Raw genomic sequence first — 15,355 nt, forward strand, 5'->3', positions numbered from 1 at the left:
TGTGCAATTTTTTAGAGAGGGATTTCAGATTGGACTGTGAGGGTCAGCAACATCGTTGCTGACCCTGGACACAGATCCGGTGGGCCTGATCAGATCATCGGGCCCTGAGGGTCTCAGGCGTCGGGCGCCTGATCTTTCGGTGCTTCAGTTTCGTCTGTAGCCACTTCGCCTTCGGTATCCGGGTTCAGTGCTGCTGCTTCTTCTTCAGCTGTAGCTTTCTTGCGCTGAAGCTTTTCCTCTTTCTTCTGCTCCTTGGCCAAGTCTCTCTGACGTTTGGCGAAGGAATAATTAGGTTTAGCCATGGGCGATCCTCTGGGGTCGAAGGTGAGGTTGAGCGGCGCATATTCTGCCCTGTATCGATGCCGAGCCGTTAGCTGGGTTTTTGCTCGGTCCATTTTGGCGGTACCGAGGGTTGCCAGGCGTCCAGTGCGTCGAGCAGGGTTTGCGGCGATTCGCTCATTTGCAGCATGTCACGGTGCGCTTCGCGAACGAAGCCTTCGCCGACGATATGATCAAGAAAAGACGTCAACTTGTTGTAGAAACCGTTTACTTCCAGCAAACCCAGCGGTTTTCCGTGATAGCCGAGCTGGCCCCAGGTCCAGACTTCGAACAGCTCTTCCAGTGTGCCAAGGCCGCCGGGCAGAGCAATGAAGGCATCGCTGAGCTCGGCCATTCGCGCCTTGCGCGCATGCATGCCATCGACCACTTCCAGGCGAGTCAGGCCGCTGTGGCCGATTTCCTTGTCCTTGAGGCTCTGCGGGATGATCCCGATCACTTCACCGCCGGCCGCCAGCGCGGCGTCGGCAACGATCCCCATAAGCCCGACGGCGCCGCCGCCATAGACCAGAGTCAGCTTACGCTCGGCCAATGCTCGCCCCAGGGCGACAGCCGCTTCACGATAGGCCGGGTTAGTGCCAGTGCTGGCACCGCAAAATACACAAACGGACGCTAAAGACATGCCTTACTCCATGGTCATCAGGGCCACAGAGTAAAGGCAGGCTTGCCTCGTTCCAAGGGTTAAACCTCGTGTTCAGGTGTTTCGTAGGTACCGCTGGCGCCACAGGCATAAGCGGCGAGCAAACTGCTCAATAAACGGTTGAAAGACATGACAGACGCTCCGGATGAGAGATGACGGTCCTGATGATAGGGCCGTGCCAGACGTCTGGCTGGTAGATTGTTTCGATGAGTGTCATAGCCCGAAAGTTGTATACAATTTTTGATTCAGGTCATAGGAACTTGCGAAGATTTCAGGCAGTCTTCTGTCTATTAGCACTTTTGTTAACCATGCCTTGGAGATTCACCATGTTTGCCAAACTTGTTGCGGTATCCCTGCTGACACTGGCCAGCAGCCAATTGATGGCTGCGGAATGCAAGGTCACTGTCGACTCCACTGACCAGATGTCCTTCGATACCAAGGACATCACCATCGACAAGAGCTGCAAGACGTTCACCGTGGAACTGAAACATTCTGGCAGCCTGCCGAAAAACGTCATGGGTCATAACTGGGTGCTGAGCAAAGAAGCCGACATGCAGCCGATCGCCACCGACGGCGTGGCGGCAGGTATCGACAAGAACTACCTGAAAGAAGGTGATGCCCGCATCATTGCTCACACCAAAGTCATCGGCGCGAAGGAAACCGACTCGGTGACTTTCGACGTGTCGAAGCTCAATGCTGCTGAAAAGTACGGTTTCTTCTGCTCGTTCCCGGGCCACATCTCGATGATGAAAGGCACTGTTACCCTGAAGTAAGACGGGCTACCGCGTTATCGTTCTTCGCGAGCAAGTCCGCTCCCACATTTGATCTGTATACACCGCAGATCCAGTGTGGGAGCGGGCTTGCTCGCGAATGGGCCTTCAGCATCGACAAATGCTCAAGCCAAAGAAAAGCCCGCTGAGGATCAACTCCTCAGCGGGCTTTTTCGTTCATTCACGGCTCAAGGCGCAAACGGCATCACGCGCTTGTGATGGGTCTTTTTGTATGTGTCGCAGATGATCTTGAATGCTTCCTCACGCACCGGCTCGCCATGCAGGAAGGCGTCGATCTCGGCGTAGGTCACGCCGTGGGACGCTTCGTCCGGTTTGCCCGGCGACAGGTCTTCGAGGTCGGCAGTCGGGATTTTTTCCACCAGCGACTCTGGCGCGCCGAAGCTGCGGGCAATCGCCCGGACCTGATTTTTCACCAGGCCGCTCAGCGGTGCGAGGTCGCAGGCGCCGTCACCGAACTTGGTGAAGAAACCCATCACCGCTTCTGCCGCGTGATCGGTGCCGATCACCAGGCCGTGAGCTGCGCCGGCGATGGTGTATTGCGCGACCATGCGCATCCGCGCCTTGGTGTTGCCCAGCACAAAATCCTTCTGCACCGCCTCCTTACCCTCGAAGGCCGCCACTTCGCTGGCCAGGGATTTGACCGCCGGGCCGATGTTTACGGTGTGGCGCTCATCGGGGGCAATGAAGTCCACTGAGGCCTGGGCATCATGCTCGTCGAACTGGACGCCATAAGGCAGGCGCACGGCGATGAACTTGTAGCTGGCATCACCAGTACGCTCGCGCAGTTCACGCATGGCGCGCTGGGCCAGCAGGCCGGCGGTCAGGGAGTCGACGCCGCCGCTGATGCCCAGCACCAGCGTCTTGAGCCCGGCATTGACCAGGCAGTCCTGAATGAAGGTAATCCGCCGGGCAACTTCAGCCTCGAGGGCGAGTTGGTCCGCGAAGGGCGGTTGGACCTTGAGCTGTTCAGCAATCTCACGCTGTACGGCTTGCATGAATTCACTCCTTGCTAGATGGGCTGGAAATGGCGGCAGGTACTTGGAAAACATGTCGCAAATAGGCGACGAAATTCGGGTCTTTGCAGTGAGTCTTGCCAGGCTCATCAGAAATCTTGGCCACTGGCTGGCCGTTGCAGGCCGTCATTTTAAGCACGATGCTCATCGGTTCGACACCCGGAATATCGCACGTCAGGTTGGTGCCGATGCCGAAGCTGACATTGATCCGACCGCGCAATGCCCGAAAAATCTCCAGAGACTTGGGCAGCGTCAGACTGTCGGAAAACACCAGGGTCTTGCTCATCGGGTCAATGCCAAGCTTGTGATAGTGGGCGATGGCTTTTTCCGCCCACTGCACCGGGTCACCGGAATCGTGGCGCAAGCCGTCGAAGAGCTTGGCAAAGAACAGGTCGAAATCGTTGAGGAAGGCATCGAAGGTGATGCAGTCGGTCAGGGCGATCCCCAGCAAACCCCGATATTCGCGGACCCAGCAGTCGAGGGCGGCAATCTGGCTGTCGATCAGCCGCGGACCGAGTTGCTGGTGCGCCATGATCCATTCGTGGGCCATAGTGCCCAGCGGCTTCATGTCCAGCTCCCGGGACAGGTGCACGTTGCTGGTACCGACGAAGCGACCGGGGAAGTCATGCTTGAGCACGTTCACCACTTCTTCCTGTACACGGTACGAGAAGCGACGGCGGGTGCCGAAATCGGCTACTTGCAACTCGGACAATTCGTCCGCGCTGGCGTTGGCGGTCAGCCAGTCGAACTTGCGATAGAGCTGTTCGCGGGCCTGTTCCAGAATGATTTCCCGGTAGCGATAGCGGTTGCGTACTTCGCTGACCATGGCCAGCAGCGGCACTTCGAACAGAATCACGTGCAGCCACGGCCCGCGCAGACGGATGAATAACTCGCCGTTTTCGATGCCGGTGTGGATATAGCGCAGGTTGAAGCGGAATAGCCCGAGAAAACGCAGGAAATCCGGTTTCAGAAAGCTGATGCGTTCCAGGAAACTCAACTGATCGGCACTCAGGCTCAACTCGGCCAGGCGCTCGATCTGGAAACGGATCTCCGCCAGGTACGGGCGCAGATCCTCACTGTTACGGCAACGAAACTCCCATTCGACTTCCACGTTAGGGTAGTTGTGCAGCACCGCCTGCATCATCGTCAGTTTGTAGAAGTCGGTGTCGAGCAGGTTCTGCACGATGCGATCGGCAAACACACTCTCGCTCATAAGGGGTCTCCAGGCTGGCCGCGGCCCGTGGCAGCGACGTTGCAGCTGTTTCAATGAATGGGGCTAGTGGCGCATATCAGCGGCAGGTATTGCCAGCAATTTTTTAGATCGCAGCAGATCCCTGTGGGAGCGGGCTTGCTCGCGAAAGCGTAATGCCAGTCAACATTGATGTTGAATGTGCCGGCCCCTTCGCGAGCAAACCCGCTCCCACAGGTATTGGGTGCAACCCTAAATTTGCGGTATGTCTGGACTGTCGATCTGCTCCAGCATCCACTTCACAAAATCCCGCACCTTGGGTACTTCCGCCGAATGCTCCGGATACGCCAGGTAATAGGCGTCGGTGCTGGGCATCGCATGCTTCCAGGGAATGACCAGTTTGCCGTCGGCCAATTCCTCCTCCACCAGAAACTTCGGCAGCAGCGCCACGCCACAGCCGACCTGGGCGGCGCGGATGCACATGTAGAAGGTTTCGAAACGCGGGCCGTGGTAGCTGTGTTCGGTGTGGTAGCCCTGGCTGTCGAACCAGTCGTGCCAGGCCTGGGGCCGGGAAGCATTTTGCAGCAGGACCAGGTCGGTGAGTTGCGTAGGGTCGGTGAACGGCGTGTCCGGCAGGCTGCCCGGCGCGCAGACCGGCACCAGTTCCTCGCCAAACAGCTTCAGGCATTCGGTGCCGGGCCGAGAGCCCTGGCCAAAGTAGAACGCCAGGTCGCTGCGACCTTGCAGCAGATCATCAGCTTCCTGTTCGCTGCACAGGTCCAGATGGATCGACGGATGTCGCAGGCGCCAGCCTTTCAAGCGAGGCACTAGCCAGCGCGCACCGAAGGTCGGAGGCGTCGAGACTCGCAAGACTTCGGTATCACCGCCGTAGGAGCGCAGGTAATGGGTCGACATTTCGACTTGGGTGAGGATTTTTCGCACCTCCACCAGGTACAAATCGCCGGCGGGGGTCATTTGCAGACGTCGGCGCACCCGGCGGAACAACAGGTGCTGCAGCAATTCTTCGAGTTGCGCGACCTGTTTGCTCACGGCGCTCTGCGTCAGGTTCAGCTCTTCGGCGGCACGGGTGAAGCTCAAATGCCGGGTCACGGCCTCGAAGCACTGCAACGCGGTGATCGACGGCAAGTAGCGTTTATTCAGCATGGGTGGTCCTTTTTCTTGTTTCTCTATGCTCTTTTTTACCGGCAGATTCGCAGCATGAATAAACGGAATGATATCTCTCTTAAAGGTCGTTTGTTGGGTAACCTCTGGAGAGCTAAAACTACAGGTCTGATCAGCCGAATAAATCCGGCTGAACGTCTTCTGTTTTTTGCTTGAGGAGTGACCCATGGTTGCCGCATTGCTTGATCGTCTTGGTGTGAACCCGGCCCTGTATCAGAACGGCAAAGTGCCGGTGCATTCGCCGATCGATGGCAGCCGTATCGCTGCCGTGAACTGGGAAGGCGCCGCTGAAGTCGAGCAGCACATCAGTCGCGCAGATCATGCGTTCGAACTCTGGCGCAAAGTTCCGGCGCCGCGTCGTGGCGAATTGGTGCGCCAATTGGGCGACATCTTGCGCGAGTACAAGGCTGATCTCGGTGAGCTGGTTTCCTGGGAGGCCGGCAAGATCACTCAGGAAGGTTTGGGTGAAGTTCAGGAAATGATCGACATCTGCGACTTCGCGGTCGGTCTGTCCCGTCAGTTGTACGGTTTGACCATCGCCTCCGAGCGTCCTGGCCACCACATGCGCGAAACCTGGCACCCGCTGGGCGTCGTCGGCGTGATCAGTGCGTTCAACTTCCCGGTCGCCGTTTGGGCCTGGAACGCAACGCTGGCGCTGGTCTGCGGTAACCCGGTGATCTGGAAGCCGTCGGAGAAAACCCCGCTGACCGCGTTGGCCTGCCAAGCGTTGTTCGACCGCGTCTTGAAGAATTTCAGCGATGCCCCGCCACACCTGAGCCAGGTGATCATCGGTGGTCGCGATGCTGGCGAAGCGCTGGTCGATGACCCGCGTGTCGCGCTGGTCAGTGCCACCGGCAGCACCCGCATGGGCCGCGAAGTGGCGCCGAAAATCGCTGCACGTTTCGCCCGCAGCATTCTCGAGCTGGGCGGCAATAACGCGATGATCCTCGGCCCAAGCGCCGATCTGGACATGGCCGTACGGGCGATTCTGTTCAGCGCCGTCGGCACCGCCGGTCAGCGTTGCACCACGTTGCGTCGCCTGATCGCCCATGAGTCGGTGAAGGAAGAAATCATCACCCGCCTCAAAGCCGCTTACTCCAAGGTGCGCATCGGCCATCCGCTGGAAGGCAATCTGGTGGGGCCGCTGATCGACAAACACAGCTTCGAAAACATGCAGGACGCGCTGGAACAGGCCTTGAGCGAGGGCGGCCGGGTGTTCGGCGGCAAGCGTCAGTTGGAAGACAAATTCCCCAACGCTTACTACGTTTCGCCCGCCATCGTCGAAATGCCGGAGCAGAGCGATGTGGTGTGCAGTGAAACCTTCGCACCGATTCTGTACGTGATCGGTTACAACGATTTCGAAGAGGCGCTGCGCCTGAACAACGCCGTGCCACAAGGCCTGTCGTCGTGCATCTTCACCACTGATGTGCGTGAAGCCGAGCAGTTCATGTCCGCTGTGGGCAGCGATTGCGGCATCGCCAACGTCAACATCGGCCCGAGCGGCGCAGAGATCGGCGGCGCGTTTGGCGGCGAGAAGGAAACGGGCGGTGGTCGTGAATCCGGTTCGGATGCATGGCGCGGGTACATGCGCCGTCAGACCAATACCGTGAACTATTCGCTGGAGTTGCCGTTGGCTCAAGGGATCACCTTCGACTGAGATGAACTCAGATCTTTGATCCAATGAAAATCCAATGTGGGAGCGGGCTTGCTCGCGAAAGCGGTCTTTCAGTCACATAGATACTGAATACACGGACGCCTTCGCGAGCAAGCCCGCTCCCACACTGGAATGGATGTGTTTGTTAGGTTTCTGTTGGAGTCTGGCAATGCCGTTACGCGAAGAGTGTCTGTGGGAAAAACTGACGCCGCAAAGGCCCGACAACGCGGCGCTCAAAGGCGAGGTGACGGTGGATGTCTGCGTCATCGGTGCCGGTTTCACCGGTTTGTCGGCGGCGGTGCATCTGCTGGAACAGGGTAAAAGTGTCTGTGTGCTGGAAGCGCATCGCGCCGGGCATGGCGGTTCGGGGCGTAACGTCGGGCTGGTCAACGCCGGGATGTGGATTCCACCGGATGAAATCGAAGCCGGGTTCGGCGAGGCGGTCGGCAGTCAGCTCAACCGCATGCTGGGTGCGGCGCCGTCACTGGTGTTTAGCCTGGTCGACAAATACAACATCGATTGCCAGTTACGCCGCGAAGGCACGCTGCACATGGCGCACAACGCGCGTGGCGAAGCGGATCTGCGCAGTCGCGAAGAACAATGGAAACGTCGTGGTGCGCCGGTCGAACTGTTAACCGGTCAAGCCTGCGAACAAGCCACCGGCACAAAAAAGATCGCCGCCGCCTTGCTCGATCGGCGCGCCGGCACGATCAACCCGATGGCCTACACCACGGGGCTGGCCAATGCGGCCATCAGCCTTGGCGGTCAGCTGTTCGATCATTCACCGGTGACCCGACTTGAACGTCAGGGCCAGCGCTGGTCGGTGCAAACCGCCCAGGGTTCGGTGCTGGCCGAGCAGGTGGTCATCGCCTCCAACGCTTATACCGAAGGTGACTGGACGGAGCTGCGGCGCAATTTCTTCCCCGGTTATTACTATCAAGTGGCCTCGGTGCCGCTGACCGAAGAGGCTGCACAGCCGATTCTGCCCGGCGGCCAGGGTTCCTGGGACACCCGGCAGGTGCTCAGCAGTATTCGGCGGGACAAGGACGGTCGTCTGTTGCTCGGCAGTCTCGGCAACGGCAACCAGAAACCGACCTGGTTCCTGAAAGCCTGGGCCGACCGGGTTCAGCAGCATTACTTCCCGTACCTGAAACCGGTGGAGTGGGAATGCACCTGGACCGGTTGCATCGCCTTCACCCCGGATCATTTGATGCGCCTGTTCGAGCCGGCACCGGGTCTGGTGGCCGTCACCGGCTACAACGGTCGAGGCGTGACGACCGGTACAGTGGTCGGCAAAGCCTTTGCCGATTATTTGTGTAATGGAGATCCTCAAGCCCTGCCGATTCCATTCGCGCCCATGCAGCCATTGGCAGGTGTGGGGCTGAGAAGCTGCCTGTATGAGGCCGGATTTTCGTTGTATCACGCGGGCCAGTGCCTGCGGATCGTCATCTGATTGTTGAAATATGTTGCTGGAAGCGGCGCTTTTCAGCGAAGCGGCTAGCCTGTAATGGTGCGGGTTGTAGCAGTTGCGCACCAGCAGTGTGCAGTTCGGTGACGCGAGCTGTTACAGGCTGGTTGCACATCGTTTGGCGCTGCGGTTGCAATGATGGCGCGCGTGGGTTGCGCCTTTAAAAATAAATGGTTTCACCTCCCGCGGTTTAGACGGTTGCACGCCCAATGAAAATGGGCCCGAAACAGTCGAAAAAACAATAAGGCAGCGACTTTTCCCAGAATAAAAAACCGATGGCACGGCCCTTGCTCTGAGCATTCAGTGAAGTCGCAGTGCCAACTAAAAAAAACCTTGGAGCACCACCTCATGTCCCAGACGTTTTACAAGAAAGGCTTTCTGGCCCTCGCAGTGGCAACTGCGTTGGGTGTTTCTGCGTTTGCTCAGGCTGACATCAAGATCGGCGTAGCGGGTCCAATGACGGGCGCCAACGCGGCATTTGGCGAGCAGTACATGAAGGGTGCGCAGGCAGCGGCTGATGCAGTCAACGCCTCTGGCGGTGTCAACGGGGAAAAAATCGTACTGGTCAAAGGCGATGATGCCTGCGAACCGAAACAGGCTGTGACGGTCGCCAAGGACCTGACCAACCAGAAAGTCGCTGGCGTAGTCGGTCACTTCTGCTCCTCATCGACCATCCCGGCCTCCGAGATCTACGACGAAGCAGGCATCATCGCGATCACTCCAGGTTCCACCAACCCGGCTGTTACCGAGCGAGGCCTGAGTGCCATGTTCCGTATGTGCGGGCGTGACGACCAGCAAGGCATTGTGGCCGGCGATTACATCGTCGACGTGCTCAAGGGCAAGAAAGTCGTGGTTCTGCACGACAAGGACACCTACGGTCAAGGTCTGGCGGATGCTACCAAGGCTCAGTTGGCCAAGCGTGGCGTGACGCCGGTCCTGTACGAAGGCCTGACCCGTGGCGAAAAAGATTTCAGCACCATCGTCACCAAAATCCGCGGCGCTGGCGCCGACGTCGTTTACTTCGGTGGCCTGCACCCGGAAGCCGGTCCTCTGGTTCGTCAACTGCGTGAGCAAGGTCTCAAAGACGTCAAGTTCATGTCCGATGACGGTATCGTAACCGACGAACTGGTGACCACCGCTGGCGGTCCGCAATTCGTTGACGGCGTGCTGATGACCTTTGGTGCCGACCCACGCCTGCTGCCAGACAGCAAGACTGTAGTGGACGAGTTCCGCAAGAAAGGCACCGAGCCTGAAGGCTACACCCTGTACGCCTATGCTTCGGTCCAGGCTCTGGCCGCAGCCTTCAATGGCTCCAAATCCAACAATGGCGAGAAAGCCGCCGAGTGGCTGAAGAAAAATCCGGTCAAAACCGTGATGGGCGAGAAGACCTGGGACGCCAAGGGCGACCTGAAAGTCTCCGACTACGTGGTTTACCAGTGGGACAAGGATGGCAAATACCACCAGCTGGAAAAACAGAAGTGATATGACTGGCTGATTGCCCGGCGTCTTGTGCGCCGGGTAATCAAAGAACATGTCCGTGCTGTACCTGTCTTTTCTCGTAGAGCTGCATACAACCGTGTTGCGTCGGCGGCTGAACCCCGGTCTGGCGCACTCGGTTTTTGTGCAGTCTCTCAAATGCGTGAGATTGCGTTATGGATGGTATTTTCCTGCAGCAACTGGTCAACGGCCTGACCCTCGGGTCGGTCTATGGCCTGATCGCCATCGGCTACACAATGGTCTATGGCATCATTGGCATGATCAACTTCGCCCACGGCGAGGTTTACATGATTTCCGCTTACCTCGCGGCAATCAGTCTGGCTCTGCTGGCATACTTCGGTATTGAATCCTTCCCCTTGCTGATGCTTGGCACACTGGTCTTCACCATCATCGTCACGGCGGTGTATGGCTGGGTCATCGAGCGCGTCGCCTACAAACCGCTGCGCAACTCCACCCGACTGGCACCGCTGATCAGCGCCATCGGTATTTCGCTGATCCTGCAAAACTATGCACAGATTTCCCAAGGGGCCCGTCAACAAGGCGTACCGACACTGCTGACCGGTGCATGGCGCGTTGAAGTCGGGACCGGCTTCGTCCAGCTTACTTACACCAAGATCTTCATTCTGGTCGCAGCGTTTGTCGGGATGGCCCTGCTGACCTACGTCATCAAGTACACCAAGCTCGGCCGTATGTGCCGCGCGACCCAGCAAGACCGCAAGATGGCCTCGATCCTGGGGATCAACACCGATCGCGTCATTTCCTACGTGTTCATCATTGGTGCCGCGATGGCGGCGTTGGCCGGCGTGCTGATCACCATGAACTACGGCACATTCGACTTCTACGCGGGCTTCATCATTGGCATCAAGGCGTTCACCGCCGCGGTGCTTGGTGGGATTGGCTCGCTGCCCGGGGCGATGCTCGGCGGGATCATTCTCGGGATCTCCGAGTCGCTGTTCTCCGGATTGGTCAACTCGGACTACAAAGACGTTTTCAGCTTCTCGCTGCTCGTTCTCGTTCTGGTCTTTCGGCCCCAAGGCCTGCTCGGCCGTCCTCTTGTGTCGAAGGTGTAAGCGATGTCTTCAACCACTAAAAAAACCATTGATCTCAAAAGAAGCCTGGTTGACGCGATTCTTGCCGGCCTGGTGGCCCTGATTGTGTTCGGCCCGATTGTCGGCGTAGTCCTCGACGGCTACGGCTTCAACCTGGAAGCGACCCGGGTGGCATGGATTGTCGCCATCGTCATGGCCGGCCGCTTTGCCTTGAGCCTGTTCCTGCAAACCCCCAAGGGCCTGAGAATTCTTGAAGGCTTTGAAAGTACAGGCTCCGGGGTTCATGTACTGCCGCCTGATTACAAATCCCGCTTGCGCTGGATTATCCCGGTGATGATCGTTATCGCCGTGGTGTTCCCGTTTTTCTCCAACTCCTACCTGCTGGGCGTGGTCATCCTCGGGCTGATCTACGTGCTGCTGGGCCTGGGGCTGAACATCGTGGTCGGCCTGGCCGGCCTGCTCGACCTGGGTTACGTGGCGTTCTACGCCATTGGTGCCTATGGGCTGGCGCTCGGTTATCAATACCTGGGGCTGGGTTTCTGGACGGTGCTGCCGCTGGCGGCAATCACTGCCGGGTTGGCCGGTTGCATCCTGGGTTTCCCGGTGCTGCGCCTGCACGGTGACTACCTGGCGATCGTGACCCTGGGGTTCGGTGAAATCATCCGGTTGATCCTCAATAACTGGCTGTCCCTGACTGGCGGCCCGAACGGTATGGCGGCTCCGTTGCCGACGTTCTTCGGCCTCGAGTTCGGCAAAAGAGCGAAGGAGGGGGGCGTCCCGTTCCATGAGTTCTTTGGCATCGCCTATAACCCGGACGTGAAGTACTACTTCATATACGCGGTGTTGTTCCTGGTGGTACTGGGCGTGCTGTACGTCAAGCACCGTCTGACCCGCATGCCGGTCGGTCGCGCGTGGGAAGCCTTGCGTGAAGACGAAATCGCCTGCCGTTCCATGGGCCTGAATCACGTATTGGTCAAGCTGTCGGCGTTCACCATCGGTGCATCGACTGCCGGTCTGGCGGGTGTGTTCTTCGCTACCTATCAGGGTTTCGTCAACCCGACCTCGTTCACCTTCTTCGAATCGGCACTGATCCTCGCCATCGTGGTACTTGGCGGCATGGGCTCGACCATCGGCGTGGTGATTGCGGCGTTCGTGCTGACTGTCGCCCCGGAACTGCTGCGCGGCTTCGCTGAATATCGCGTGCTGCTGTTCGGCATCCTGATGGTGTTGATGATGATCTGGCGACCGCGCGGCCTGATTCGGATCAGCCGTACCGGTGTGACCCCACGTAAAGGAGTGGCGCCATGAGCGAAGAAATCGTTCTCTCGGTCGAAAATCTGATGATGCACTTTGGCGGCATCAAAGCCCTTAGTAACGTCAGCATGAAAGTCAAACGCAACTCGATTTTTGCGTTGATCGGCCCCAACGGCGCGGGCAAGACCACGGTGTTCAACTGCTTGACCGGGTTCTATAAAGCGTCCGGCGGGCATATCGAACTCAATGCCCATGGTGTGAAAACCGACGTCATCAAAATGCTCGGGGAACCGTTCAAGGCAATCGATTTCGTTTCGCCGAAAAGCTTCATCAGCCGGCTCCACTACAAGATGTTCGGTGGCACGCACCTGATCAACCGTGCCGGTCTGGCGCGGACTTTTCAGAACATTCGCCTGTTCAAGGAAATGTCGGTGCTGGAAAACCTGCTGGTGGCCCAACACATGTGGGTCAACCGCAACCTCCTTTCGGGCATCCTCAACACCAAGGGTTACCGCAAGGCCGAAAGCGATGCGCTGGACCACGCGTTCTATTGGCTAGAGGTAGTGAATCTGGTGGACTGCGCCAACCGCCTGGCCGGTGAGCTGTCCTACGGTCAACAACGCCGTCTGGAAATCGCCCGGGCCATGTGCACCCGGCCACAGATCATCTGCCTCGACGAGCCGGCCGCCGGCCTCAACCCTCAGGAAACCGAAGCGCTGAGCGCGATGATCCGGCTGCTGCGCGACGAGCACGATCTGACCGTGGTGCTGATCGAACACGACATGGGCATGGTAATGAGTATTTCCGACCACATCGTGGTGCTGGACCACGGCGTTGTCATCGCCGAGGGCGGGCCTGAAGCGATTCGACACGACCCGAAAGTGATTGCCGCCTACCTGGGCGCCGAAGAAGAGGAAGTGGTATGAGTGCACCCATCCTCGAACTCAAGGATCTGGACGTGTTCTACGGGCCGATTCAGGCCCTGAAGAAAGTCTCGTTGCACATCAATGAAGGTGAAACCGTCAGCCTGATCGGCTCCAACGGTGCCGGCAAATCGACCCTGCTGATGTCGATCTTCGGCCAGCCGCGGGCCGCTGACGGGCAAATCATCTATCAGGGGGTGGATATCACGCACAAGTCGTCCCACTACATCGCGTCCAACGGTATCGCTCAATCGCCGGAAGGTCGGCGGGTGTTCCCTGACATGACCGTCGAGGAAAACCTGTTGATGGGTACGATTCCAATCGGTGACAAGTACGCCAAGGAAGACATGCAGCGCATGTTCGAGTTGTTTCCACGGCTCGAAGAGCGACGCACCCAACGCGCCATGACCATGTCCGGCGGCGAGCAACAAATGCTCGCCATCGCCCGGGCGCTCATGAGCCGGCCGAAGCTGTTGCTGCTCGATGAGCCGAGCCTGGGGCTGGCGCCGATTGTGGTGAAACAGATCTTCGCGACCCTGCGGGAACTGGCCAGCACCGGTATGACCATCTTCCTGGTGGAGCAGAACGCCAACCACGCCCTCAAGCTGTCGGACCGGGCGTACGTGATGGTCAACGGCGAGATCCGCCTCAGCGGCACCGGTAAGGAGCTGCTGGTGAACGATGAGGTGCGCAACGCCTACCTCGGCGGCCACTGAGTTCGCTGTTGCAACAAACAAGCCCCGACGAGCAATTGCCGGGGCTTTTTTACATCTCTAAAACACCACAATCCCTTGTGGGAGCGAACCTGCTCGCGATAGCGAAGTGTCAGTCGACATGCTTTTCATTGACCCACCGTTATCGCGAGCAGGCTCGCTCCCACACCGGCGGCATGTGCTTTTTGGAAATTGTGGAAAACAATATTCACGACCTCTCAAAGCGCGACATAAAGCCGCTGCAAATTACTGTTTTGTCAGGGTTTCGACTTGTCCCCGTTTGCTGTGGAGCTGGCTGTGAATAACGTGGGAGTAGCTGGCTGCAAGCCTTTAAATCCGTGGCTTACAGCGATGTGATTGTTTTTTGATCATGCTTTTTTGCTGGACCTCAAGCCGGCTTTGTCAACCTTTTTTGTTAGGGGCAAACACGGCATGAATCGAGTGGACAAGCCTGTGGATAAGTCTGTGGTTAAACTCTGGAAAGAGTCCGCTGAGGGCCGTAGTTACTGGCTTGGCGCCATCGTCGGTTTGACCGCTCGGTCGTGCAAATTGCCCGGGGCTACACAGCAGGCACCTGTGGGTCAAGCAAAAAACTTTCTAATCTGCCCGCAAAGCCTTGTGGACAGCGGCTTGCAGCTTTTGCACTTGCCCCCGGAAACTGTGGACCGGCCTGTGGATAAGGTGCGTGTACATGGCTGCAAGCCACGGTGCATATGGCGTTGCCGGTGTTGATTGTTTTTTGTACGGTTTTTGCGATGGTTGCCGCTGTGGACAAGGCCGGGCATGCTGGCAATTGATTTTCTATTCCAAGGGCTGTCGATCAGCCGAAGTAAGGAGAACACGATGTCCAACACCCTGTTTATTACCGGCGCGACCTCCGGTTTTGGTGAAGCCTGTGCCCGTCGTTTTGCCGAAGCCGGCTGGAAACTGGTGCTGACAGGTCGTCGTGAAGAGCGCCTCAACGCCCTGTGCGCCGAGCTGTCGAAGCAGACCGAGGTCCATGGCCTGGTGCTCGACGTACGGGATCGCAAGGCCATGGAGGAGGCGATTGCCAACCTGCCGCCGTCCTTCGCCAAGTTGCGCGGGCTGATCAACAACGCCGGCCTGGCCTTGGGCGTGGACCCGGCTCCCAAGTGTGATCTTGATGATTGGGACACCATGGTCGACACCAACATCAAAGGCCTGATGTACAGCACTCGCCTGTTGTTGCCGCGTTTGATCGCTCACGGTCGTGGTGCCGGCATCGTCAACCTCGGTTCCATCGCCGGCAACTACCCGTACCCGGGCAGCCACGTGTATGGCGCGAGCAAGGCGTTCGTCAAACAGTTCTCCCTGAACCTGCGCTGTGACCTGCAAGGTACGGGCGTGCGGGTCAGCAACATCGAGCCGGGCCTGTGCGAGAGCGAGTTCTCGCTGGTGCGTTTCGCCGGTGACCAGGAGCGTTATAACGCCACGTACGCCGGCGCCGAGCCGATCCAGCCGCAAGACATCGCCGAGACTATTTTCTGGGTGCTCAACGCACCGGCCCACATCAACATCAACAGCCTCGAGCTGATGCCGGTGAGCCAGACCTGGAGCGGGTTTGCCATTGAGCGTAATACGAAGGCTTAAGACCGCGTAACGGCCATCGCGGGCAAGCCACGCTC

Annotated in this window: 14 protein-coding genes; 9 read left to right on the plus strand and 5 right to left on the minus strand. The window is 58.3% G+C overall.

Translation table 11 applies throughout. The features are described from left to right. Nucleotides 1-113 precede the first annotated feature (113 nt). On the minus strand, nt 114-302 hold the full coding sequence (locus tag AB7M29_RS06080; RefSeq protein ID WP_007902706.1) for a hypothetical protein: 189 nt from the start codon (nt 300-302) through the stop codon (nt 114-116). Nucleotides 303-370: 68 nt separating this feature from the next. Beyond that, entirely contained in the window at nt 371-958 is a 588-nt protein-coding gene (locus AB7M29_RS06085) for an LOG family protein (RefSeq protein ID WP_305504236.1), read from the minus strand. Nucleotides 959-1,302: 344 nt separating this feature from the next. On the opposite strand from AB7M29_RS06085, the gene azu reads away from it, so the two are divergent. Then, complete coding sequence (azu, locus tag AB7M29_RS06090) at nt 1,303-1,749, plus strand: azurin (protein WP_217855609.1); 447 nt, start codon at nt 1,303-1,305, stop codon at nt 1,747-1,749. A 185-nt stretch (nt 1,750-1,934) separates the two neighbouring features. Here the strand turns inward: azu and nadE are convergent, their stop codons facing one another. The 3 genes from nadE to AB7M29_RS06105 form a co-directional block, all read right to left on the minus strand. Then, entirely contained in the window at nt 1,935-2,762 is an 828-nt protein-coding gene (gene nadE, locus AB7M29_RS06095) for an ammonia-dependent NAD(+) synthetase (protein ID WP_217855612.1), read from the minus strand. Nucleotides 2,763-2,766: 4 nt separating this feature from the next. Further along, complete coding sequence (pncB, locus tag AB7M29_RS06100) at nt 2,767-3,993, minus strand: nicotinate phosphoribosyltransferase (RefSeq protein WP_448722837.1); 1,227 nt, start codon at nt 3,991-3,993, stop codon at nt 2,767-2,769. Between the two features lie 228 nt (nt 3,994-4,221). Further along, nucleotides 4,222-5,133: a LysR family transcriptional regulator gene (locus AB7M29_RS06105; protein ID WP_030128314.1), complete on the minus strand. Its 912-nt coding sequence runs from the start codon at nt 5,131-5,133 to the stop codon at nt 4,222-4,224. 184 nt (nt 5,134-5,317) lie between these two features. Between AB7M29_RS06105 and amaB the strand changes: the two genes are divergently transcribed. The 8 genes from amaB (at nt 5,318) to AB7M29_RS06145 (ending at nt 15,320) form a co-directional block, all read left to right on the plus strand. After that, entirely contained in the window at nt 5,318-6,808 is a 1,491-nt protein-coding gene (gene amaB / locus AB7M29_RS06110) for an L-piperidine-6-carboxylate dehydrogenase (protein WP_052965922.1), read from the plus strand. Nucleotides 6,809-6,974: 166 nt separating this feature from the next. After that, on the plus strand, nt 6,975-8,258 hold the full coding sequence (amaA, locus tag AB7M29_RS06115) for an L-pipecolate oxidase (RefSeq protein ID WP_454246523.1): 1,284 nt from the start codon (nt 6,975-6,977) through the stop codon (nt 8,256-8,258). A gap of 363 nt (nt 8,259-8,621) precedes the next feature. After that, nucleotides 8,622-9,755: an ABC transporter substrate-binding protein gene (locus AB7M29_RS06120; RefSeq protein WP_052965919.1), complete on the plus strand. Its 1,134-nt coding sequence runs from the start codon at nt 8,622-8,624 to the stop codon at nt 9,753-9,755. Nucleotides 9,756-9,925: 170 nt separating this feature from the next. Continuing rightward, complete coding sequence (locus tag AB7M29_RS06125; RefSeq protein ID WP_008068915.1) at nt 9,926-10,840, plus strand: ABC transporter permease subunit; 915 nt, start codon at nt 9,926-9,928, stop codon at nt 10,838-10,840. Nucleotides 10,841-10,843: 3 nt separating this feature from the next. Beyond that, complete coding sequence (gene livM / locus AB7M29_RS06130; protein WP_123721476.1) at nt 10,844-12,127, plus strand: high-affinity branched-chain amino acid ABC transporter permease LivM; 1,284 nt, start codon at nt 10,844-10,846, stop codon at nt 12,125-12,127. Continuing rightward, on the plus strand, nt 12,124-12,999 hold the full coding sequence (locus tag AB7M29_RS06135; protein WP_454246524.1) for an ABC transporter ATP-binding protein: 876 nt from the start codon (nt 12,124-12,126) through the stop codon (nt 12,997-12,999). The genes livM and AB7M29_RS06135 overlap by 4 nt, the downstream gene beginning before the upstream one ends. After that, on the plus strand, nt 12,996-13,712 hold the full coding sequence (locus AB7M29_RS06140) for an ABC transporter ATP-binding protein (RefSeq protein WP_030128307.1): 717 nt from the start codon (nt 12,996-12,998) through the stop codon (nt 13,710-13,712). The genes AB7M29_RS06135 and AB7M29_RS06140 overlap by 4 nt, the downstream gene beginning before the upstream one ends. Nucleotides 13,713-14,552: 840 nt before the next feature. Next, nucleotides 14,553-15,320 carry an SDR family oxidoreductase gene (locus tag AB7M29_RS06145; protein WP_123721474.1) on the plus strand — a complete coding sequence of 256 codons (768 nt, stop codon included), beginning with the start codon at nt 14,553-14,555 and terminating at the stop codon, nt 15,318-15,320. Nucleotides 15,321-15,355 lie beyond the last annotated feature (35 nt).

The sequence above is a fragment of the Pseudomonas sp. F-14 TE3623 genome (assembly GCF_053629015.1).